Raw genomic sequence first — 20,743 nt, 5'->3', positions numbered from 1 at the left:
AGCTGCAATGCCTCGGGATCACATTTGGTGACGCACTTGCGCAGCACATGGGACTGGACTGGGTTGCAGTTGAGGATGAGTATGGCCGTGACCCCGCGCTGAGGCTGGATGGCACATCTGTTCTCGTTTTCCCAATGACTTCAATCTCCAAGCGCATCGAGCAGGGAGAGGTAGTCGACGTCTATGATCTGTTCAATGCTGCATGCAACACCATCAATGACACGGCGCGGCATAGCGCCTAACAATTCATTCAAGCCGAAGCCGCTTCGCGGCTCGGCTTAATTCTGGCGTTAGGCCTTGGGTTTGCGGCACCGTTGTAGCCTGGTTCTGAGCGGTCTGCGGCAGTTCGCTCGTCCTTGGCGTTTGCACCTCGCACGCGCGGGAGCGGCATCGGCAGACACTCGTGGCGCGCTTTGGCTTCGGACAGGCGCCGCCTCGCTGCAAGTACGATCATCCTGAATCGGTCTCGTGCGGGTTGGCGGTGCGGGTTCTTGGCCGCGCGCCCGGGCAGTCTGGCTTCGGCCGCAGCAAGCTCCAGTTCCAGCCCAAGCCGCCTGGCCAGACTTGTTGTAGTGTTCGACTAGGGGTTGGGCCGTGGCAGGTCGGGCGGGGTGCCAGGCAGCGGCGGCCTAACAAGTCATTCAAGCCGACGCTGCTTCGCAGCGCGGCTTAATTCCGGCGTTAGGCATGTGTTGAAGCTCTCTCGTCAGGCCCAAATATGGAACCGTGCTTGCCTTGAGTCTGGCGGGCCTTCGCCAGCCGCAGGAGACCAAGCGCTTGCCTCGCTCTTGCTCGCACATGGCTTCACAATGAATGGTGGCGTGGTTCACGCCTTTGAGTGCATGAGCCAGCCTGAGGTTGCTGCTGCAGTGGCCGGCTTCAACTACTTTGGTTTGGCTGACGCAGCACTTGTATTCCAGCAGCTTCCGGACGGAACCGAGGAGACCGAGGAGCGCCTCAACCAACTGTACGTGGCTGCCGTCCCAAACGACGAGACTTTGGCTCATGCTTTCCGTGTCAAGCTCTTCGCATCACCAGAGGCATTTGCTCCCATGGATTCCGGGGCACATGCCTAACAATTCATTCAAGCCGACCCCGCTTCGCGGGTCGGCTTAATTCAGGCGTTAGGCCGCATATGAAGATCATGGATGGCCAAACAGATGTAAGTTCCTTGGCTGATCTCGGCTCTGTTGCCGTTCGTCTGCTTTGCTCGGGTGACTTCACCGCTCTGGCTACACAATTTGGTTATGCCTTGGCCTATGACCGTGACCCTGCGGTTGCAATTCGTGAGGAGCTTGCGCTGAGCCTCTCGGACCTTGGAGCGTCCACGCTTGGCCCGCCACCCGATCAGCTGCCTTCCGTGAGTTACTTCGAGCCAAATGACACAAGGCTCTTCGCCCTCGTAGAACAATACATCCCTACTGACCGTACTGGTCATGTTCTACTTGAGCTCATCGTCAGTTCGCAGGGGGCTGACAAGCATGTTGTGCTGGAGCAAATCAGTGCTGCGGCCTAACAATTCATTCAAGCCGACGCCGCTTCGCGGCGCGGCTTAATTCAGGCGTTAGGCAGCATGTCCAGACCACTGGCGACTGTTAGACCAATCTCGGATGCTGAGGCGGATGTTATTGAGCGTGCGCTCACCGTTGCAGCAACTGATGCGTCTGCTCCAGATTTGATCAGGCTGGTTCGCTCTCTCCAGGTGGTTGGCCGCTGTGGCTGCGGCTGTGCATCGGTGGACTTTCGCATTCCGGCTCAGGGGCAGATTGCTCGTATTGTTGCTGATGCGGTAGCTAAGGCTCCAGATGGTGAGCACCTAGGTCTGATCGTTTGGGCACTAGACAACGACCTGTCTGGATTGGAGGTCTATAGCTATTCGGATCGCCCGGCGCCTCTCCCAGCAGTAGCATCCATATCAGGCTATAGCCCTGAGGGCGGCACAGATGCTGCCTAACAATTCATTCAAGCCGACGCCGCTTCGCGGCGCGGCTTAATTCAGGCGTTAGGCAGCATGAGCAAGCGCAAGGCTATTCGGTTCGTGCTCTGCATTGTTGCTGCGGCCGTCGGCATCCTTGGCCTTTGGTGGTTGCTTTCCGCCCATGCCACGGCCCACCTGCGCTTCGGTCATTGCGGCGCCACATCGCTTGACCATCCGGAGGCTTACTGCCAGGTCGGAATGCGGCTTTTGTATCAGTCGTACGCCACGCTAGCCGTCGCGGTTGTCCTGTTCGTTTCCGGCATTTACATCGGGCGGCACCGCGAGCATGCTGCCTAACAATTCATTCAAGCCGACGCCGCTTCGCGGCGCGGCTTAATTCAGGCGTTAGGTGCCATGAAAACCCATCGCGCTTTGATCGTTCTTCTACTCGCAGGACTATTCCCATCCACCGCCCTCTCGGAAGAGTCTTTAGAGGACGTGTCGCTTGTTCAACTTGTTGCTTCGCCGGAGAGGTATGAGGGGAAGATGGTGATGGTGTCCGGCTTCGTAAACCTAGAGTTTGAGGGGAACGGCATCTATCTTCATAAAGACGACTACGAGTACGGTCTGAACAAGAATGGGTTATGGCTAAACGCTCATGAATGCAAGCGTCATGATGGGAGAAAATTCACGAATGGCTACGCGTTGGTGATTGGCCGGTTCACTTCACAGCGTCAAGGTCACATGGGGTTGTGGTCTGGGGAGATACAAGATGTCAAGAGCTGTACCGCTTGGCCACCGTCCCGGCGTGGCACCTAACAATTCGTTCAAGCCGATGCCACTTCGTGGCACGGCTTAACTCAGGCGTTAGGCCGCTAAGGAGTGATCGTGCAGGCCATCGTTCTCGCAATAGCACTGGTCACTCCAGCACTAGCCTCATCGTATGGTGATGTGGCCGTACCAGAGAGGTTCGTGGGCACTTGGGCCGGAAGTCCAACCTCCTGTGGTTCCGATGCGGACGACTTGGCACTCCGCCTAACCTCGCACCACATCACCTACTGGGAGAGCGAGGGTCCAATCAGGGCGGTCGTTGTGCGCGGCAACGAGATCGCGTTGATTGCAGAGCTCTCAGGGGAGGGTGAGACTTGGCTCAGTACGGCCAAGTTCGAGCTATCGCCGGGTGGGCGCATGCTGACGGACAGCATCAGCATTGCCGGCAAAGAGGTCGTTAGGCATCGCTGCCCACAGTCAGTCGGCACGCGGCCTAACAATTCATTCAAGCCGACGTTGCTTCGCAACGCGGCTTAATTCAAGCGTTAGGGCCCAATGGAAGCTTCACTGATACTGGAAGGAACGTTGGAGCACGATGGTGACGGCTTGTGCCGGTTTCACCTGACCCTGAGCAACGAAGACTTCTCCGCAAGCAGTTCCGTGTGGGGTTACAGCGACAACCATCTTGAGTTTGCCGCCGCTCTTTCCGGGTTCCCCTCATCCACTTCCTCCACCTTTTCTTACAGATTTGGCAGTCCGGGCACGGGTACCTGCGCTTTGGATTTCTCTTGCTTAAATGGCCTCGGGCACGTTGGCATTTGGGCGACCTTTGAATCGACTTACCCGGTAGCTAGTTCACCTCGCCACGAGCAAGCATCGCTTTTCATGCGTTGTGAGCCGTCTGCGATTGACGCTTTTGTTGCAGCAATTAAGCGCTTCGTGGCAGGCTCGCGGAATCGGGCTGTGCTTCTTGGGCTTGGGCCCTAACAATTCATTCAAGCCGACGCCGCTTCGCGGCGCGGCTTAATTCAGGCGTTAGGCCCCGTGTTGAGCAAACTCGCCAGCTTTGTAGATCACAGACTTGCTCGTGGCGCCTTGACGGCTGTCTTGATCGTTGCGTGCGTTCTGCTTGGGCCATTGTCCGTTATTGCTGCTGCATTCGGCCCCAGGGAGCCCATTCTTATGGCCTTGGGCCTCTGCGGTCTTGCCGGGCTTATCGGTGCATGTGCTCGTCTCGGGCTTGGGCCACGCTTCTTCCACGTATCACACTGGCTCAAGTCCTTCGTGCGAGCCTTCCTTGCACTTGGCTCAGGCGCCGCCATTGCGGCTTCATTCGCTCTTCCTTGGCACATTTACATGGCTACACTCATGCCATTGGTCGGGCTACTGGGCTTGGCTCTTCTGGGTGGCTCCATCAGGCCGGGGCCTAACAATTCATTCAAGCCGACGCCGCTTCGCGGCGCGGCTTAATTCCGGCGTTAGGCATCTTATGAGAGATTTCAGCCGCCAACCTACACGTGGAGAGCGTGCTGCCGCCGTAGTTCTCAACGCAGCACTGGCGCTGCTGTTTGGTGCGCTAGCCATCTTTCTGATGTTCCGCGACGTGCCCGTTGGCGCAGCAATCTGCGGTTTGATCACTGCTGTATGGGTTGTCATGTTCTACCGGGCAGCGTTTGGCACATCTCGCGCGCTTCATCGGGGTGAAAGCCGCGCACTTGCTTGGGTTCTCCTCTTCGTCGGAGCAGCAGGATTCGCCATTCTCTTGCTCCTGGACGGTTCCGCTAACCATCGACTTATGCTCTTGGGTGGATCCATCACCTTCTTTTCGGCAGGCCTTGTGGGCGTGCGGTCTCGCGGCCAAGATGCCTAACAATTCATTCAAGCCGACGCCGCTTCGCGGCGCGGCTTAACTCAGGCGTTAAGCCGCACAAAGCAATGACTCGGCATTTCATTTTCAAGAACTACTGGTGGCTTGGCCTTCTGCTTGGCAGCACATCTGCCGGAGCCGCTTACCATTTCGGTGGGGATGATCGCGTCGGGCTAGTCGGCGCAGCAATTGCAGGTACTCTCGGCTTCTACTACTTCGTCCAGCAGCAGAAGCTCTCCGAGACTGAGTTGTTCCACAACCTGTTCACCGCGTTCAATGCACGGTACGACCAGATGAACGACCAGCTAGCCGAGATCGCGGACCGGGCAAGCGACCTGACTGCCGCTGATCGCAATTTGATCGTCGACTACTTCAACCTCTGCGCAGAGGAGTATCTCTTCTACAAAGAGGGTTACATACATCGTGATGTCTGGCGGTTTTGGTGCCGCGGAATGCTCTGGTATCTGCGCCGCCACCCGTTCCGGGATATTTGGCATGACGAGGTTAAGAGTGAATCATTCTATGGGCTGTCATTTTCCGTCATTGAGCAGGGTGCGGCCTAACAGTTCATTCAAGCCGACGCCGCTTCGCGGCGCGGCTTAATTCCGGCGTTAGGCCGCAGGTCGCGGGTCGTTGCAGGTACAGTTCTTCGGTCGCTTCTTCGGCCAGTTCTCGGCAAGCCCATACGGTTGCTTCGTTCAACATCGCACGTACCAGCGTCTTGCTTCGCTCGCTGCATCACAGCCTGTTGCGTTCGGCGCTCTGCAGAACAGGTGGCTTCGGGCGAGCCGCAAGTCCGTCGGCTGGGGCAAGTTCCCGGCGCCAACACCTTGCTCCGGTCAATCCATGCGGCCAGGACGCGGCAAGTTGCTGTAGTGTTTCGGCTCAGGGGTTGGGCCGCAGCGGCTCGGGCGCAAGCCCAAGGGCAGCGGCCTAACAAGTCATTCAAGCCGACACCGCTTCGCGGCGCGGCTTAATTCCGGCGTTAGGCGCGTATGGTCACTATCCCGCAGCATGGAAGTAACGGCGAACTGTTTGATATATCTGCGTTCCTTCCAGACATCGACAACTTCGCTAAACCGGACACTTGGCGCATCACAATTGAGCAATGCCTCGGAGAGCGTGCTGTTGAGATAGAGCGGCTCTCCTCGTCTGGCTATTTGCTATCTGATAGCGCCTTCCGCTCCTTGTATCACGGCATTTACCAAACAATCGACGGCCACTTCATAGGTATTTCCGGAGACAGGCAGTTATTTGAGCTGTTGGCTGTGGATTCGTCATTCTGGGAGGTGACTGGCCCGCAGCCTTTTGAGTCACATATGCTGGCCACTTACGGGGCGTGGCAACGCGCCTAACAATTCATTCAAGCCGACGCCGCTTCGCGGCGCGGCTTAATTCAGGCGTTAGGCATCAGTTGAGGGTTCATCGTGGATCAGGATAAGTGCATCGCATTGAAGAGAGAGCTCCAGACTCAGGCGGAGCCGCAAGTCGTTCCACTTGATCGATTCTTCGACGGGAACGACGATGAAGGTTCCATTGGCTGCAATCTTGTCCCTCATCCCGGAGTTCCGCTATTTCGAGACACTCTGCTTGGGTTGCTTCAGCGTCCTGACGTAACCGCCGTATACGCCCTGATCTCCGAGCTTGACCCAGACGATGACTCATGGCCTTTCACAGACACAGTTTTGGTGGCGGGCACTATCCAACCGGAGGCGCTCACTGAGGCTCTTTCGGCGCTTCAACCAGACTATGTCGCCTTCGCCGATCCAGACGAGATTGGTCAGTTGGGCATCGAGCCTCCTGTCGTTCAGGGTGTTACGGCATGGTGGGACTGATGCCTAACAGTTCATTCAAGCCGACGCCGCTTCGCGGCGCGGCTTAATTCAGGCGTTAGGCCTTTTGAACAACTGGCGTCGAGCATGAAAATTGCGGAACTTGTATTTGTCGCGCTCATCTTGGCCGGACTCGTTCCGATTTTAATTGCGTTCTTCATCCAACAATTCAAGCTTCCTTCTAGCATGCGCGGCGCATGGCCTTCCTCATTCCGGAGTCTCTCTCAGGCCTGGCGAGACCGAAGCCATGCGGCACATAAGCTTGTTTGTGTATACCTGATTTCCATGGCTCTATTTGCTACATTCATGGCTGGCGCTTTGGTGGCGTGGCAATTTATTGACGTGGCCACAAAGGCCTAACAATTCATTCAAGCCGACGCCGCTTCGCGGCGCGGCTTAATTCAGGCGTTAGGCCTGTCAACACACAATGCTACGACCTGAAGATTCCACATACAGCGTTCCGCGATTTCTGTCATTCATTGATCTCGCGTATTTGCTTGAGGCGGCACAGGCAGCCGACGCACATCTTGCGGCGAAGCTTCCAAACGGCGCTACGCAAGAGGACAAAGACGCAATTGGAAACTTGAATGCAACCAGGCAGAGTCTCTTGCGGGCTGTATTCATTGCCTCCTACTCAATCGTTGAGCAAAACCTTGACGAACTTGTTGCCATGGAGCGTTCCAAAAGCGATATCCAGTTATCTCCTTCAGACCTTCGGGATCGCGGAATCAAAAGGTCGCTAACCTACGCAACCAAAGTCCTCGGCAAAAGCATCGACCTCAACGCCACCTATTGGAAAGACTTGTTCTTAGTGCAAGACCTAAGGAATCACCTTGTTCACTATGGGCCTGACTTTGCAGACACGAAAGATCATGGGGACAAGTTCAAGAAATTCGCAAACTCAGGCTATGTGACGCTCCGACCAATGATTTGCTTCACAATTCCACAGATCGAGCACCTATTCGGCCTGTACATGAAGTGTGTTGACGATTTCAGCAAATGAATATCGCGGACAGGCCTAACAATTCATTCAAGCCGACGCCACTTCGTGGCGCGGCTTAATTCCGGCGTTAGGCGGCATATGGCAACAGATCGCTACTCACAGCTTTTTTGGTTTGCCGGCGGCTTCGCTCTTCTGGCGGGCTTGCTTTCAGCGTTCTCCCCTCCTGTCAGTCACAGCAAGCTCGGTTCGCTCAACGCAATCTCTGAGTGGTTCATTGCGCTTTCCCTGCTTGGCTGTGTGATCGGACTGATGCTTGGGCGGCGCATCTCAAAACAGTCTGCCCACGGCGTCCTTGTGATCTCAAGCACCCTATTGGCTATTGGCACCATCACGCTTGGCGCTATTGGGTGGAGCCTGCTCTAATGCCGCCTAACAATTCATTCAAGCCGACGCCGCTTCGCGGCGCGGCTTAATTCAGGCGTTAGGGCTCATACCGTGCATCGCTACTACTTCATTGATTCAAGTGGCGAGGATACTAACCTCCAGCTTTACTCGCTAAAGCAAGCAAAGCATCAGTGGGCCACGCTGCAAGATGATCTATCAGCCGGCGACCAGGTCGAGCATTTCCATGAGCGTTGCGTTTTCCTTATCTGCACAATCGGGCTCAGCGTGTCTCAGCTGCTCGGGCAGAACAATCCTGAGCCTAGTGACCGAGTGCCATCTCCTAAGAGCATTTTTGATTCGCTGGTAGATAGGCACAGACTCGATTCGACATTGAAGAGCAAGTTCAAAGAGTTCATAGATACTTACGATCATTGTCGTCATTTCGGGCTGACCAACGATGGCTCAAGACATTGGCAAGTGAGCCAAGTGACTTTGGACAAAACTCGTGAGACATACGAGTTCGGGCTTCTGGTCTGGGACACGGTTATTAGCATCTTCCGGCGAGACCCGAAGAACGAACTGGACGAGCTGGATCTGTCGGTAGTACAAGATGAGCCCTAACAATTCATTCAAGCCGACGCCGCTTCGCGGCGCGGCTTAATTCAGGCGTTAGGCCCCGCAGGAACCACACTAATGGCTGAGATACGCAACCACATCGACCTCGATAGTTTCTTGGCTGACAAGCTAGTCGAATGGTTTGCGGATCCAGATGAATCCGAAGCCGAACAGCTTCGAAAAGCCTGCAAGCTCATGACAAACTTCATCTCCAACAGGCCATCTTCCGAGATCATAAGTGCTAGCTCACCTAGTGGCGCAGTTGCTCAGTTCAAGTACGCGCTTGATGACTCAGTCGCCTGGAGCAAGGTGGAGAGCGAACTGAACGATATGCCTCAATCTGACCTCGATGGCTACCAGTTTCCAGATTTAGTTCACTACTTGACGCTGATTTAATCAACGGGTTACTGCCTAGCACAGGCCGGGGCCTAACAATTCATTCAAGCCGACGTTGCTTCGCAACGCGGCTTAATTCAGGCGTTAGGCCGCAGAGCGCAAGCGTAGAGCTGTCATTCGGCATCCATCGCTCCAGACACATGATCGCAGTCGTCAAAGCAGAGTCTCTCGCGATCTCACGCCTGGCGCTTCGTTCCGTCGCATCCGATGCTTCTTCGCAAGCGCCAGCGCCAAGCTCCCACTCTTGTCCGGATGGCCTGCGGACACAGTTGCAGCGACTGACAGCTGGTCGCATAGTGCGGCCTAACAGCTCATTCAAGCCGACGCCGCTTCGCGGCGCGGCTTAATTCAGGCGTTAGGCCGCGCAAGTGACAAACCTTCCGCGTTTAGACCCAGACGAAGCTGGTAACGCTCATCTACATGAGCTCATCGGCCGTCTGCACCCGGACGATGCCGCACCGTTCGTGGAGAAGCTAACGACACAACCACTTCGCGCTCGATTCCACACGTATCGAGAGTTGCTGCTTGGCGCGTATCTGCGGCAAAGCGGTGCCAACTTCAGATACGAGCAACTTGTCTGTGGAAAGACCCCAGATTGGTCGCTCCGCGCAGAGGACTCTCGGCTGCTGGAAGTGATCGATGTGGTGACACTTCACCAGCGAAACGAGAAGGAGCAAGAGATATCGGCTTCAGTTCGCTCAAGCGGATCTTGGAGCGGATGGATTGGCGTACCTCCGGATCACATCTACAGAAAGCTTAGTGACAAAGCCGGCCAGTATTCCGAGCTTGTCCGGGAGGCTGGGGTACCTTATGTTCTTGGTGTATTCGGTGAGTTTGTGGCGTCGCTTTCTCCGCAGGAGATCCAACAGGTTCTCTATCGGCAGCACAACGGATGGTTCACGACCGTCCCGGAGGTTTCTGGCGTCATCTACTTTAGAGAGAGCAACTTCAGCTTTGAGTTCAGCCACTTTCCAAACCCCGTGGCTTTGTATCCATCAACGGTCTTGTCAGGTCAGCCGGGCGCGGCCTAACAATTCATTCAAGCCGACGCCGCTTCGCGGCGCGGCTTAATTCAGGCGTTAGGGCTCACAGGGGGAGCTATGGCGAGCTTCGAGTTCACAGCAAACCAGTCGTTTCTGCACGCTTCTGGCCATCCCATCACCATTCCCAAAAGCCAGCTCGCCTACGACGAGTTGCGCTCGCTCGGACTCGATCACAAGCATGTCGTAGTCACGCTCCCACGTGGAGAGCGGTATGAGGCTGAGATCTATCATGGCACCGCCGGATATGGTGAGTACTATCAACTCCGCTTCACCAGTGGCAGCCGCAGCCTTCCAAGCTACCTCAAGCTCAACGATCGGCTGATCGTCCTGCTAGAGAAAGCCGCTGGCCGTAGCCATGCAACAGTGGAGTACCGGGCGTGAGCCCTAACAATTCATTCAAGCCGACGCCGCTTTGCGGCGCGGCTTAATTCAGGCGTTAGACCGCTGCAGCCAGCATCTTGCGCGCCTGACAATTTGTATATACACTCTGCCGATGGAGTTCACTTGGTCAGAGCGTAAGCGCTCACTCAACCTCAAGCAGCATGGGCTCGACTTCCTTGACGCATCTGCTGTTTTTGGTGGCCTCACCTTTACCTTCGAGGATGACCGGTTCTCCTACAGCGAACAGCGTTTTGTCACCCTTGGGTTACTTGCCGGTGTTCCCGTCTCAATCGTCCATACGGAGACCGCCCATGAAATCCGCATCATCTCGTTCCGCAAAGCAACCCGCCAAGAAGCGCAGCTCTTCTTCGATGCAGTCCAAGACTGACTGGGCCAAGCTAAAGTCCGGTGCGCCGGGCACCGCTACTCCGGATCATCCAGAGGCAAAGCTGCGCCATACCGTACGCGGCATTGTCCGCCGGGGGCTCACGCCTCAGCCGCCCAAGGCTGCCATCTCTCTTCGCATCGAGCAGGACGTTCTTGAGTGGTTCAAGGCACAGGGCCCTGGGTATCAGACACGGATGAATGCTGTGCTGCGTGCATACCGCGATGCATCGGTCTAACAATTCGTTCAAGCCGACGCCGCTTCGTTACGCGAGCCACATGGCAGGTAAAGCTTGCCATGTGTTCGCTCCACTACGCGGCGCGGCTTAACTCAGGCGTTAGGCCGCACATGAGACATCATGGCTAACTTGATCGTTACACGCGCCATAGCTGCCAGAGCTCGTCTCAAACGAGATCACTTGGGCGAAGCTCAGGCGACCGACGCGCCGCTTGGCAATTGGTACGTTACGTTCTTGCCAATGGCAGAGCGCAACGCCTTTGTGTATATGAGCAGTCGCACTCAGCTGAGCTTCCTCATGCTGGAGGGAGAGCGCCTCACGGCCGAAAAGCTGTTCATAAGCTTGGTTCGGGGCATTTCCCTAGTGCTTGAGCTCGCCGGTTACCCAGACCATGTGCGGGAGCGAGTGATGAACGGGTATCGCGCTGTTGCATTTGCGCGAGCAGCTGATCTTTCCAAACTCGGCGTGCTGACCAACTGTGCACTCGATTATGAGGCCTTCATTGAACAGGATGGCGGCTTGAACCGCTGCAGTCTTGACCAGCTGGTAATTGACATGAATTCCCGACCAGCTAAGAAGTTAGGGTTCAGTACACCGCTTGAAGAGACTGCCAAAGCGCTTGGTGTGCGGCCTAACAAATCATTCAAGCCGATGCCGCTTCGCGGTACGGCTTAATTCTAGTGTTAGGCTTCACATGAAAAGTTCATGCTAGAACCCAACCAATTTGAAGAAGACGAGGCTTGGGTTGTGTTCCAACTCAATGATGCTCCCGTTCGCACCGAGCAAGACGGAGATTTCAATTGCATCGCACTCATGGACGCTGCAAGCGGCTTCATCTTTGGCACTGCTTTCGTGTCTGTTGCGCAGGCCGAGCCTTCCGTGTTCGAAGTGCGTAAATTATTCAGTTCATGCTTGGAGCGCAGCGGTGGCACCCCTGCCACCCTTCTGCTCCCGAAGGGGCAATTCCAAACTACGTTCCCCTCGGAGGCCAAGCGCCGCGGAATCACCCCCGTCCATGTTCATGAGACAGAACTTTTATCTCTCACCTCTGAGGCCACGCAAGGCTTCCGAGAGCATGTGCAGGGTGGCCGGGCGTGAAGCCTAACAATTCATTCAAGCCGACGCCGCTTCGCGGCGCGGCTTAATTCAAGCGTTAGGCCTTTGCGCCAAGCACTTGCGCAGCCTTAAGTGATACTGTAGTGTCACTTCATGCGCACCGAACTCGTCACTACCCTCAAGCGTCAGGCTACTGAGCTCCTCTCGGATATCGAGCAGAGCAAAGAGCCCATCCTCATCACCCAACACGGCCTGCCCAGCGCATATCTGGTAGACGTCGAGAGCTACCAGCTGATGCAGCAGCGCATGGCCGTACTCGAAGGCATTGCCCGCGGAGAGCAGGCAATCGCTGAGGGGCGCGTGGCGACCCATGTTCAAGCCAGGAAGCGTCTCGCTCGATGGCTGAAATAGTCTGGTCGGAGCCAGCTCTAAGCGATCTGGATGCTATTGCTGACTACATTGCGCTGGAGGACCCGGTTGCTGCCTCCGAGCTTGTTAAGCGCGTCTTTGGCCATGTTGAGCAACTGGTGGATCATCCGGAAAGCGGTAGTCGTCCAGCTGAACTCGGGCGATCCCGCTATCGTCAGATAGTGGAGCCACCTTGCCGCATCTTCTACCGCTTTGATGGGCTCAAGATCTTTGTCCTTCATGTCATGCGTTCAGAGCGCCTGCTCCGCAGAAAGCGACTTTCGTCTCGTGCCAAGCAGGCAAAGGCCTAACAACTCATCAAGCCGATGCCACTTCGCGGCACGGCTTAATTCAGGTGTTAGGCCACGGAGAGTTCACATGTCACCTCTGAAAAAGCTTGCCTTCACTGCTCTCGTATCACTGTCAATCGGCCTGCAACCTGCAATGGCTGCCCATAACGACCCCGGAGACGTGGCAGCGATTCGTGAGATTGTGGAAGCGTTCCGTACATCAATCATCAATAAAGACAAGGCAACGTTCGTTGGACTTTTCTTCTCTGACAAGCCCGAGCATGTGACTTGGCAGATGGTAGACGACGACACAAGGGTAGCCCGATTCAAGGAGTTCGCACCCGAAGCGAGCAGGGTGGTTAGGTGGCCGGAGAACAACTACCTGGCCATGATCGACGGGACAACCGCGGCTGATTCAGAATCGATCGAGGAAGTATTCCGGAACGTAACCATAGATACGGACGGATTGGTCGCTTCAGTGAACTTCGACTATTCCGTTCTACGCAGCGGACAGGAAGCCCATTGGGGCCGTGAGATGTGGCATCTGGTCCACACCGAAGACGGCTGGAAGATCATCTCAGTAATCTGGTCGCAAAGGGATCCAGTATCCAACTGATGAGCAGCATGTGGCCTAACAGGTCATTCAAGCCAACGCCGCTTCGCGGCGCGGCTTGATTCGGGCGTTAGGGCGCACATGAGAGTTCTTCGGTCACTTGTACTTATGCGCTTGCCTGGTTCTGACCTGCCCCCACGGAGCCGTACCACGTGACGCTCTAAAGTCCGTCAAGCCGAGAGGACGGACATGCCAGGAGTCGCTTCACCATCGAGCACATCATCGGATTCATCAAGCAGGCGGCGGCCCGACAGCAGGCCCCCGGCGCTGCCGCCGCTCAGTCCACCGCCAGTGGCCGCACGTACTCGAGCAGGCTCACCAGCGTCTTGCCCGGTTCTTCCCACGGGATCATGTGCGCGGAGCGCTCGAACCAGACGCCGTGCCTGGATGGGGCGTCCACGCGCTGCAGCCATTGCTCGGTGGGCTGCGAGGGCGTGGTGTAGTCGTGGCGGCCCATGAACATCACGACCGGGATCGGGAATTCGCGCACGGGCTTGAAGTCGACCTGCACGTACTCGTCGAGCAGTCGGTCCAGGGTGAACAGGCTGCCGGCATTGAGGGCTGCGCGGTCCTCGGCGCCGTAGTCGGGCGACAGGCGCGCGGCGCCGAAGAACCAGAGGTTGGTCTCGTCGCGGAACGCGGCCATGCCGCCGTAGTGCTGCGGCCACTTGCGGGCGGCGACGATGCGTTCGCGCGTGATCGGCCGGTCGCCCGGATAGGGCAGGATCGATTCGATCTCGGCAATGGCTTGGGCGTTGCCGTGCTTCCTCGCCTGCGCCAGTCCGTACTCGATGCTGATGCGTTCGTTGTCGCGTACGTTGATCACCTGGCCGATGCCGACGTAGGCGTGGAACAGGTCGGGGCGCGCCAGCGCGGCGCGCATCGAGGGGATGGTGCCCCAGCTGTGCGCCATCAGGATCAGCTTGTCCTTGCCGAGCTTCGTGCGCAGGTGTTCGGCGATGGCGACCAGGTCGTCAACGTAGGTCTGGATGCGGAGGCTGTCCGCGACCGCGTCGGAGTGGTCCTCGAGATAGGTCTTGCCCGCGCCGCGCTGGTCGTAGTTGACCATCGTGAAGTATTCCTCCAGCGGACGCTGGAACTGCCACAGGCTGGGCAGGGTCGGCGTCGCGGGGCCGCCGTGCACGAACAGGATGACGGGGTTCGCGCGGTCCTGGCCGCGGATGCTGATCCACTGGTCGATGCCGCCGATGCGCGCGGTGTAGGTGTCCTGCACGCCGGCGGGGTTCGGGATGCGCACGAGGTCCTCGACCACGGCGCGTGCGCGGGCGCCGTCGTCGCTGGTGGGGTCCTGTGCGCTGGCGAGCGTCGTGGCGCACGACAGCACGAGGGCCGCAAGGGTGGGTCGAAAGAACATGGATCGCGTCTCCGGTCTTTGTGGACAGGGAGACGGACGGTAGCGCGACGGTTGCAGATGCGCCGTGTCGGTGCGCCGGACTGCGGATCGCGCGCACGCCGGCGCACTCCCTGAGACGGCGCCGGCTACACTCTTCCCATGGATGTGCAAACCCTGCTGCTGCTGTTTTCCGGCCTGCTGCTCGCGGTGCTGGTCCTGCTGGTCGTGCTGCTGCTGCGGCGCTCGGGCGGGCGTGGCGACCAGGCCGCGGAAGGTCGGCGGCTGGCGGACGAGCTGGCGTCGGAGCGCGAGCGCCTGCGGTCGAGCCAAGTGGACGCGGGCGAGCTGCGCGGGCGGCTGGAGGCGCTGCAGGCGGAGAAGGAAGGCCTGCTGCGGCGGACGACGGCGCACGAGCAGGAGGCGACCGCCCTGGCGGCGCGCCTGCAGCTCGATGCTGCAGGCCTGGCCGAACGCGATGCGCGGCTGGTGGAGCGGGAGCGCGACCTGCGGCAGCTGGAGGCGCAGCGCGACCGCCTCGAGCAGGCGCTGCAGGCGCTGCAGGCCGAACACCAGCAGCTGCAGAACGCGCAGGCGCAGGCGTTGGCGAACCTGGAGCACTCCGAGCGCGCGCGCGCGGAGCTGCGCACCTACCTCGATACCGCCCAGGAGAAGCTCTCCGGCGCTTTCGCCGAACTGGCGGGCAAGGTGTTCGAGGAGCGCGGTCAGCAGTTCGCGCACAACGTGCGGGTGGCCACCGCGCAGTCGCGCACCGACATCGAGGGCCTGCTCAAGCCGTTCGCGGAGCGGTTGAACGAGTTCCGCACGCGGGTCGATGCGGTGTACGGCGAGGAGGCGCGCGAGCGGGCGAGCCTGGCCGGGGCGGTCGGCGAGCTCAAGACGCTCAACCAGGAGATGGCGGCGCAGGCATCGGCGCTGACGCGGGCGCTGAAGGGCAGCGCCAAGGTGCGCGGCGATTGGGGCGAGCTGATGCTCGACAACGTGCTGCGCGGCTCGGGGCTGGAGGAAGGCGTGCACTACCAGCGGCAGGTGCATGCGGTCGACGACGAGGGCGATCGCCTGCGGCCAGACGTCGTGGTCCGGCTGCCGGACGAGCGCAGCGTCGCCGTCGACAGCAAGGTCAACCTGATCGCGTGGCAGGAGGCGATGAATGCCGAGACCCCGGAGCAGCACGACGATGCGCTGCGGCGGCATGCGGTGGCGCTGCGCCAGCACGTGCGCGAGCTGGGGGAGAAGAATTATCCGAAGGCGCTGGGGGGCGATGCGCTGGAGGTGACCGTCGCCTTCGTGCCGATCGAGGGCGCGCTGTCGGCGGCGCTGGGCGCGGACGGCGGCCTGCAGACCTATGCCTTCGACCAGCGCGTGGTGTTCGCGTCGCCGAACACGCTGATGGCGCTGCTGCGCGTGGTCGAGCGGCTGTGGACGCGCGACAAGGTGCAGAAGCAGGCGCTGGAGATCAGTCGCGTCGGCGGGCTGGTGCTGGATGCGCTGTCGGCATTCGTGTTCGACTTCAACCTGGTCGACCGCAAGCTGGCGGACGCGAGGAAGGCGTTCGACGATGCGCGCAACCACCTGCTGGAGTCGCCGCAGTCGGCGATCGTGCGCGCCCGGCGGCTGTCGGAGCTGGGGGCCAAGGCAAAGCGGGCGCTGCCCGGGGAGCTGCAGCCGGAGGAGGTGGTGCGGCAGATCGCGGCGCCGGGGGAGGCGCCGCGCGAGGCCGGCGAATGACCCGGCTGCGCGTAGGTCGGGGCGACGTCCCCGACGTCCGGGTTTGCGTCCGCGGCGCGCGGATTTAGGTGCACGAGCGTCGGGGGCCTAGCCCCGACCTATGGCGTCGGCGACAGCGGCACGATCGGCATCACGTCGACCGGGACGGTGGGGTTGCTGTCGTCTTCGAGCAGGTAGTCGGGCAGTTCGTTTTCGTCCTGGCGGCGGCGGTCGGCCTGGATCTGGTAGTTGCGCCGCTGCAGCCAGGCGTCGCGCACCAGGGCGTATTCGTCCGCGGCGCCCTCGCGCATGGAGTCGAGCGCGAACAGCTGGGCGCGCAGGTCGACCAGCTGCAGGCCCTGCAGGAAGTAGCGCGCGCCGTCGTCCTCCACCTGGCGCAGCGGCGACAGCGGCGCGTCACCGACCAGGCCGAAGCTGTCGCGCAGGGTGCGCGGGCCGAACAGCGGCAGTTCGACGTAGCGCGAGTTCTTCCAGCCCCAGACGCCGAGGGTCTGGCCGAAGTCCTCGCTGCGGTTGGGGATGTTCGCGGCCGAGGCCGGATCGAACAGGCCGCCGATGCCGACCGTGCTGTTGAGCAGGAAGCGCCCGAGCGACTGTCCGGCCTGCTTCGGCCGGCCCTGCAGCAGTGCGTTGAGCGCGCTGACCGGCTGGCCGAGGTTGTTGAAGAAGTTGCTCACGCCCAGCCGCATCGGGCGCGGCACGACCTTGACGTAGGCCCTGGCCAGCGGCGTGGCGATGGTGCGGTCGACGGCGTTGTTGAAGCGATGGACCTTGCGGTTCCAGTTCTCCCACGGGTCGTAGCTCGACGGCAGCTGCGCGGGCGAGGGCAGGGTCGGGTCGGCCACCGGGTCGTAGATCGCGGCGAAATCGAGTTCGGCCTGGGTGGGCGCGTCGCCTTCGGCGACGGTGGCCGGGGCGTCGTCATCCGCTTCGGGCACAGGCGCGGCCAGCGCATCGTCGGCAACGGCCGGCGCGGGCCCGGCTTCGGGGGGCGCGACGGGCGCGGCATCGGCCGCAGGCGGATCCTGCATGGGCGCGACCTGCACGCCGGCAGTGGCGGCATCGCGGGTGCCGCCGCCGCCGGCGCAGGCGGCCAGCAGCAGCGACGACAGCAGGACGGCAAGCAGGCGGGGGAACTGCGTCATCGTGGCGATCCGTCGGGATGGCCGCGCGGGCGTCATGCCTGCGCGAAGGACAGGGTGGGAGAGAGCCGGTAGGCGCGGCGCAGGCCGTCGAGGCCGGGGGGATCGCCGTCGACGGACACGCCTCCGGCACGTTGCGCGAGCTCGGCCAGCAGCGCAAGGCCGGCGCTGTCCACCGACGACACCATGGACAGATCGAAGCGTTGAACGCCCGGCAATGCCTGGCGCGCCTGCGGCCAGAGCGCGGCCACGGCGTCGCGCGACAGCGCGCCGGCGAACGCCAGCGCGTCGCCGTCGCGGCGCACGGAAGCCGTCGCCGCCATCAGTCGCTGCTCGCGTCCGCCGCGATCCGGCCGCTGCGCAGCTCCTGCGCGACCTGGGCGATCGACTTGCGCTGCAGCTCCGAATCGAACTGCTGGCGGAAGGTCTGCACGAACGACACGCCCTCGACCATCACGTCGAACACGCGCCAGCCGCTGCCGGCACGGCGCATCAGGTAGTCGACCGGGATCGGCTCGCCGCCGCTGCGCAGCAGTTCGCTCGACACCTTCACGCCGAGCCCGCGCGGCAGCGGCGACTCGGACTTGATGCGCACGCGCAGCTGGGTGTTGAAGTCCAGCAGCGAGGAGCCGTAGCGGCGCATCAGGTTGTCGGCCAGCGCGTCGCCGAAGGCCTTGACGTCGGCGTCCGACGCGCCGCGGCCGTGGCGGCCGAGCACCTGTCGCGCGGCATAGTCGCGGTCGAACATGGTGTTGAACTCGCCGCTGACGAACTTCTGCAGCGCGGCGCGGTCGCGGGTGAACTCGGCGCGGCGCGATTCCAGCGTTTCCAGCACGCGCTTGGTGTTGTCGAGCACCAGCTGGCTGGGCGAAGCGCCCTGCATGCTGGCCGCGGCCGGCGCCGGCTGCGCCTGGGCGAACGACAGCGCCGGCGCGGCCGCCAGCAGCGTCGCCGCGAGCGCGAGCGCGAGGGTCTTGCGGGTGGGGGTCAACAGCGTCATGGGGGCGTTCCTTCTTCCGGAGCGGGTGTTGCGGGGGTCGCGGCCGGCGGTGCATCGCCGCCGCCGCCGAACATGTACTTGCCGACCATCTGGATCAGGTCGACCGCGGGCGTGGTGTACGGGATCTCCTCGCCGGGCTGCAGCGTTTCCATGTCGCCGCCGGGCTGCAGGCCGACGTAGCTCTCGCCGAGCAGGCCGCCGGTGAGGATGCCGGCCGAGGTGTCGATCGGGATCTCGTTGAAGCGCTGGTCAATGGCGAGGGTGACGATGGAGTCGAACTTGAGCGGATCAAGGTCGATCTTCGCCACGCGGCCGATGGTTACGCCGCCGATCTTGACCGGCGCGTTCGGGCGCAGCTGGCCGAGGTTGGTGAAGCGCGCGGTCAGCGCGTAGCTGTCGCGGGCGAAGCCGAACTTGCCGTTGGTGGAGGCGATCGCCAGCACCAGCAGCGAGCCCAGCGCCAGCACGAGGAAGGCGCCGACGGCGAATTCGAGACGGGGGCCACGGGTTGCCATGTCGATTACCTCGATGCCGCGCGCGGCGGCAGGTTGCATGCTGCGAAGGGTACGGACGGCGGCTGAATGCGATGCATGGGGCTCACCGGAACAGGAACGCCGACAGCACGAAGTTGAACATCAGCACCAGCAGCGAGGCGTTGACCACCGCGCGCGTGGTGGCGACCGAGGTGCCCTCGATCGTCGGCTCGGCGTGGTAGCCGACGTAGGACGCCACCAGCGCCGCGGTGCCGCCGAACACGGCCGCCTTGACGAAGGCCGGGACGAAGTCGTCGCGGAAGTCGACCGCGTCCTGCATCGTCTGCCAGAACATGCCGTTGTCGATGCCGAGCACCTGCACCGCCTGGAACCAGCTGGCGGCGATGGCGAAGGTGGCGAAGAAGCCGACCAGCAGCGGCACCGTCAGCACCGCCGCCCAGAAGCGCGGCGCGACCGCCTTGGCCACCGGGTCGATCGCCATCAGGCCGAGCGCGGTGATCTGGTCGGTGGCGCGCATCAGGCCGAGTTCGGCGGCGATCGAGCTGCCGGCGCGGCCGACGAACAGCAGCGCGGTCAGCACCGGCGCCAGTTCGCGGTACAGGCCAAGGCCGATCAGCACGCTGACCTGGTTGGAGGCGCCGTAGGTTTCCAGCGCGCGGAAGCCGAGCAGGGTCAGCGACAGGCCGACGAAGGCGCCGCCGACGGCGATGATCGGCAAGCTGCGCGCGCCGATCTTGTAGATCTCGCGCAGCAGCTCGGCGAAGAAGTCGGCGGTCGGCTTCGACGCGCGCAGCACCGACAGCGAGAACAGGCCGGCGCGGCCGATGGAGCGGATGGAAGCGGTCAGCGGCATCACGCCACCTCCGCGCGCGGGGCGCTGTCGAAGGCGATCGGCCCGTCCGGCTCGCCGCGCAGGAACTGCCGCAGCAGCGGGTCGTCGCTGGCCTGCAGTTCGTCCGGCGTGCCGGAGAAAACGATGCGGCCGTTGGCGATCACCACCGCGCGGTCGGCGATCGGCAGCGTCTCGTGCACGTGGTGGGTGACGATGATGCTGGTCAGGCCGAGGCGGTCGTTGAGTTCGGAGACCAGATTCATGATCACGCCCGAGGCGATCGGGTCGAGCCCGGTCAGCGGTTCGTCGTAGACCATCAGCGGCGGGTCGAGCGCGATCGCGCGGGCCAGCGCGACGCGACGCGCCATGCCGCCGGACAGCTCGCGCGGGTAGAGGTCGGCGGCGGCGCGCAGGCCGACCGCGTGCAGCTTCATCTCCACCAGCCGGTCGATCACCTCGCGCGGCAGCCGGGTATGCGTGCGCAGCGGCAGGGCGATGTTCTCGGCGGCGGTGAGGTCGGTGAGCAGACCGTTGCCCTGCAGCAGCACGCCGATGCCCTTGCGCAGCGCCAGCAGCTCGCGCTGGCGCCGCGGCACCGGCTGGCCGAGGACCTCGACGGTGCCGGCGGCGGGCGCCAGTTCGCCGGTCAGCGCGGCGAGCAGGGTCGACTTGCCGCTGCCCGAGGGGCCGAGCACGGCGGTGATGCTGCCGCGCGGCACGGCGAGGTCGATGCCGGACAGGATGGTGCGACCGCCTCGGTCCAGGCGGACTCCGGCGAGGCGCACGGCGGGGGCGTCGTTGGCGGCGGCGTCGGTCATGGGGGAAGGGAGCAGCGGGGGCCGGCAAGGTCGGCAGTCGGCAAGGATCACCAACGGTGGCTGAACCCTGTCGGAGTCACTGAACCGGAGGGTACAGGAATTGGGGGCGGGGTCGTGTGCCGAAGGTGGGGGGTCTGGTGCAGGGGCAGGGCGGAGGCAAGACGCAGGGGCGGGAGCGTGCAGGTGCCGGCGCGAGTGTCGGTATCGGGACAGGCGC

28 protein-coding genes are annotated in these 20,743 nt (G+C 61.4%); 21 read left to right on the top strand and 7 right to left on the bottom strand.

From position 1 onward, the window contains the following. The 20 genes from FQY83_RS13885 to FQY83_RS13795 form a co-directional block, all read left to right on the top strand. Window positions 1–242 (top strand): DUF3806 domain-containing protein (locus FQY83_RS13885; protein WP_146388550.1); only part of this gene is annotated, 242 nt, incomplete at its 5' end. A gap of 600 nt (window positions 243–842) precedes the next feature. Beyond that, entirely contained in the window at window positions 843–1,076 is a 234-nt protein-coding gene (locus FQY83_RS13880; protein WP_146388549.1) for a hypothetical protein, read from the top strand. Between the two features lie 59 nt (window positions 1,077–1,135). Next, window positions 1,136–1,516, top strand: coding sequence for a hypothetical protein (locus tag FQY83_RS13875; RefSeq protein ID WP_146388548.1), 381 nt, complete (start codon window positions 1,136–1,138; stop codon window positions 1,514–1,516). A gap of 495 nt (window positions 1,517–2,011) precedes the next feature. Beyond that, window positions 2,012–2,275 (top strand): hypothetical protein, encoded by a 264-nt coding sequence (locus tag FQY83_RS13870; RefSeq protein ID WP_146388547.1) that lies wholly within the window; start codon window positions 2,012–2,014, stop codon window positions 2,273–2,275. A 2,349-nt stretch (window positions 2,276–4,624) separates the two neighbouring features. Then, a complete protein-coding gene (locus FQY83_RS13865) occupies window positions 4,625–5,119 on the top strand; it encodes a hypothetical protein (RefSeq protein ID WP_146388546.1) in 495 nt (164 codons plus the stop codon). Between the two features lie 432 nt (window positions 5,120–5,551). Then, a complete protein-coding gene (locus tag FQY83_RS13860; protein ID WP_146388545.1) occupies window positions 5,552–5,911 on the top strand; it encodes a hypothetical protein in 360 nt (119 codons plus the stop codon). Window positions 5,912–5,983: 72 nt separating this feature from the next. After that, window positions 5,984–6,391, top strand: a complete 408-nt coding sequence (locus FQY83_RS17625; RefSeq protein WP_158636514.1) for a hypothetical protein — start codon at window positions 5,984–5,986, stop codon at window positions 6,389–6,391. Between the two features lie 424 nt (window positions 6,392–6,815). Next, window positions 6,816–7,391, top strand: a complete 576-nt coding sequence (locus FQY83_RS13855) for a hypothetical protein (RefSeq protein ID WP_146388544.1) — start codon at window positions 6,816–6,818, stop codon at window positions 7,389–7,391. 78 nt (window positions 7,392–7,469) lie between these two features. Then, window positions 7,470–7,754: a hypothetical protein gene (locus FQY83_RS13850; RefSeq protein ID WP_146388543.1), complete on the top strand. Its 285-nt coding sequence runs from the start codon at window positions 7,470–7,472 to the stop codon at window positions 7,752–7,754. Window positions 7,755–7,826: 72 nt separating this feature from the next. Continuing rightward, a complete protein-coding gene (locus FQY83_RS13845; RefSeq protein ID WP_146388542.1) occupies window positions 7,827–8,336 on the top strand; it encodes a hypothetical protein in 510 nt (169 codons plus the stop codon). A 72-nt stretch (window positions 8,337–8,408) separates the two neighbouring features. Then, a complete protein-coding gene (locus FQY83_RS13840; protein WP_146388541.1) occupies window positions 8,409–8,726 on the top strand; it encodes a hypothetical protein in 318 nt (105 codons plus the stop codon). Between the two features lie 368 nt (window positions 8,727–9,094). Next, on the top strand, window positions 9,095–9,757 hold the full coding sequence (locus FQY83_RS13835; RefSeq protein ID WP_146388540.1) for a hypothetical protein: 663 nt from the start codon (window positions 9,095–9,097) through the stop codon (window positions 9,755–9,757). Window positions 9,758–9,826: 69 nt separating this feature from the next. Beyond that, on the top strand, window positions 9,827–10,150 hold the full coding sequence (locus FQY83_RS13830) for a hypothetical protein (protein WP_146388539.1): 324 nt from the start codon (window positions 9,827–9,829) through the stop codon (window positions 10,148–10,150). Between the two features lie 112 nt (window positions 10,151–10,262). Further along, a complete protein-coding gene (locus FQY83_RS13825; RefSeq protein ID WP_146388538.1) occupies window positions 10,263–10,538 on the top strand; it encodes a BrnT family toxin in 276 nt (91 codons plus the stop codon). After that, the gene (locus FQY83_RS13820; RefSeq protein WP_337678305.1) at window positions 10,462–10,773 is read left to right on the top strand and encodes a BrnA antitoxin family protein; all 312 of its coding nucleotides are present in this window, start codon (window positions 10,462–10,464) and stop codon (window positions 10,771–10,773) included. The genes FQY83_RS13825 and FQY83_RS13820 overlap by 77 nt, the downstream gene beginning before the upstream one ends. Window positions 10,774–10,893: 120 nt before the next feature. Then, entirely contained in the window at window positions 10,894–11,448 is a 555-nt protein-coding gene (locus FQY83_RS13815) for a DUF6933 domain-containing protein (RefSeq protein ID WP_146388536.1), read from the top strand. A 30-nt stretch (window positions 11,449–11,478) separates the two neighbouring features. Beyond that, window positions 11,479–11,871 carry a hypothetical protein gene (locus tag FQY83_RS13810; RefSeq protein WP_146388535.1) on the top strand — a complete coding sequence of 131 codons (393 nt, stop codon included), beginning with the start codon at window positions 11,479–11,481 and terminating at the stop codon, window positions 11,869–11,871. A 111-nt stretch (window positions 11,872–11,982) separates the two neighbouring features. Then, entirely contained in the window at window positions 11,983–12,240 is a 258-nt protein-coding gene (locus FQY83_RS13805; protein ID WP_146388534.1) for a type II toxin-antitoxin system Phd/YefM family antitoxin, read from the top strand. After that, window positions 12,228–12,548, top strand: coding sequence for a type II toxin-antitoxin system RelE/ParE family toxin (locus tag FQY83_RS13800; protein ID WP_146388533.1), 321 nt, complete (start codon window positions 12,228–12,230; stop codon window positions 12,546–12,548). The genes FQY83_RS13805 and FQY83_RS13800 overlap by 13 nt, the downstream gene beginning before the upstream one ends. 67 nt (window positions 12,549–12,615) lie before the next feature. Then, window positions 12,616–13,143 (top strand): nuclear transport factor 2 family protein, encoded by a 528-nt coding sequence (locus FQY83_RS13795; RefSeq protein WP_146388532.1) that lies wholly within the window; start codon window positions 12,616–12,618, stop codon window positions 13,141–13,143. Between the two features lie 274 nt (window positions 13,144–13,417). Here FQY83_RS13795 and FQY83_RS13790 read toward each other — a convergent pair whose 3' ends face one another. Then, window positions 13,418–14,515, bottom strand: coding sequence for an alpha/beta fold hydrolase (locus FQY83_RS13790; protein ID WP_146388531.1), 1,098 nt, complete (start codon window positions 14,513–14,515; stop codon window positions 13,418–13,420). A gap of 138 nt (window positions 14,516–14,653) precedes the next feature. Between FQY83_RS13790 and FQY83_RS13785 the strand changes: the two genes are divergently transcribed. Beyond that, window positions 14,654–16,240 carry a DNA recombination protein RmuC gene (locus tag FQY83_RS13785; protein ID WP_146388530.1) on the top strand — a complete coding sequence of 529 codons (1,587 nt, stop codon included), beginning with the start codon at window positions 14,654–14,656 and terminating at the stop codon, window positions 16,238–16,240. A 98-nt stretch (window positions 16,241–16,338) separates the two neighbouring features. Here the strand turns inward: FQY83_RS13785 and FQY83_RS13780 are convergent, their stop codons facing one another. From FQY83_RS13780 to FQY83_RS13755, 6 genes are all read right to left on the bottom strand, one after another. After that, window positions 16,339–17,385: an MlaA family lipoprotein gene (locus tag FQY83_RS13780; RefSeq protein WP_146388529.1), complete on the bottom strand. Its 1,047-nt coding sequence runs from the start codon at window positions 17,383–17,385 to the stop codon at window positions 16,339–16,341. Between the two features lie 32 nt (window positions 17,386–17,417). Next, window positions 17,418–17,705, bottom strand: a complete 288-nt coding sequence (locus FQY83_RS13775) for an STAS domain-containing protein (RefSeq protein ID WP_146388528.1) — start codon at window positions 17,703–17,705, stop codon at window positions 17,418–17,420. After that, the gene (locus tag FQY83_RS13770; RefSeq protein WP_146388527.1) at window positions 17,705–18,382 is read right to left on the bottom strand and encodes an MlaC/ttg2D family ABC transporter substrate-binding protein; all 678 of its coding nucleotides are present in this window, start codon (window positions 18,380–18,382) and stop codon (window positions 17,705–17,707) included. Before FQY83_RS13770 ends, FQY83_RS13775 begins: the two co-directional genes overlap by 1 nt. Beyond that, entirely contained in the window at window positions 18,379–18,897 is a 519-nt protein-coding gene (mlaD, locus tag FQY83_RS13765) for an outer membrane lipid asymmetry maintenance protein MlaD (protein WP_146388526.1), read from the bottom strand. The genes FQY83_RS13770 and mlaD overlap by 4 nt, the downstream gene beginning before the upstream one ends. 82 nt (window positions 18,898–18,979) lie before the next feature. After that, window positions 18,980–19,729, bottom strand: a complete 750-nt coding sequence (locus FQY83_RS13760) for an MlaE family lipid ABC transporter permease subunit (RefSeq protein WP_146388525.1) — start codon at window positions 19,727–19,729, stop codon at window positions 18,980–18,982. Further along, window positions 19,729–20,526, bottom strand: a complete 798-nt coding sequence (locus FQY83_RS13755) for an ABC transporter ATP-binding protein (protein ID WP_146388524.1) — start codon at window positions 20,524–20,526, stop codon at window positions 19,729–19,731. The genes FQY83_RS13760 and FQY83_RS13755 overlap by 1 nt, the downstream gene beginning before the upstream one ends. Window positions 20,527–20,743: the final 217 nt, after the last annotated feature.

The sequence above is a fragment of the Luteimonas marina genome (genome assembly GCF_007859325.1).
In the GTDB taxonomy this organism is placed as follows: Bacteria; Pseudomonadota; Gammaproteobacteria; order Xanthomonadales; family Xanthomonadaceae; genus Luteimonas; species Luteimonas marina.
The sequence above is the reverse complement of the archived record's forward strand: the minus strand, read 5'-3'. Positions and strand labels throughout refer to the sequence as shown.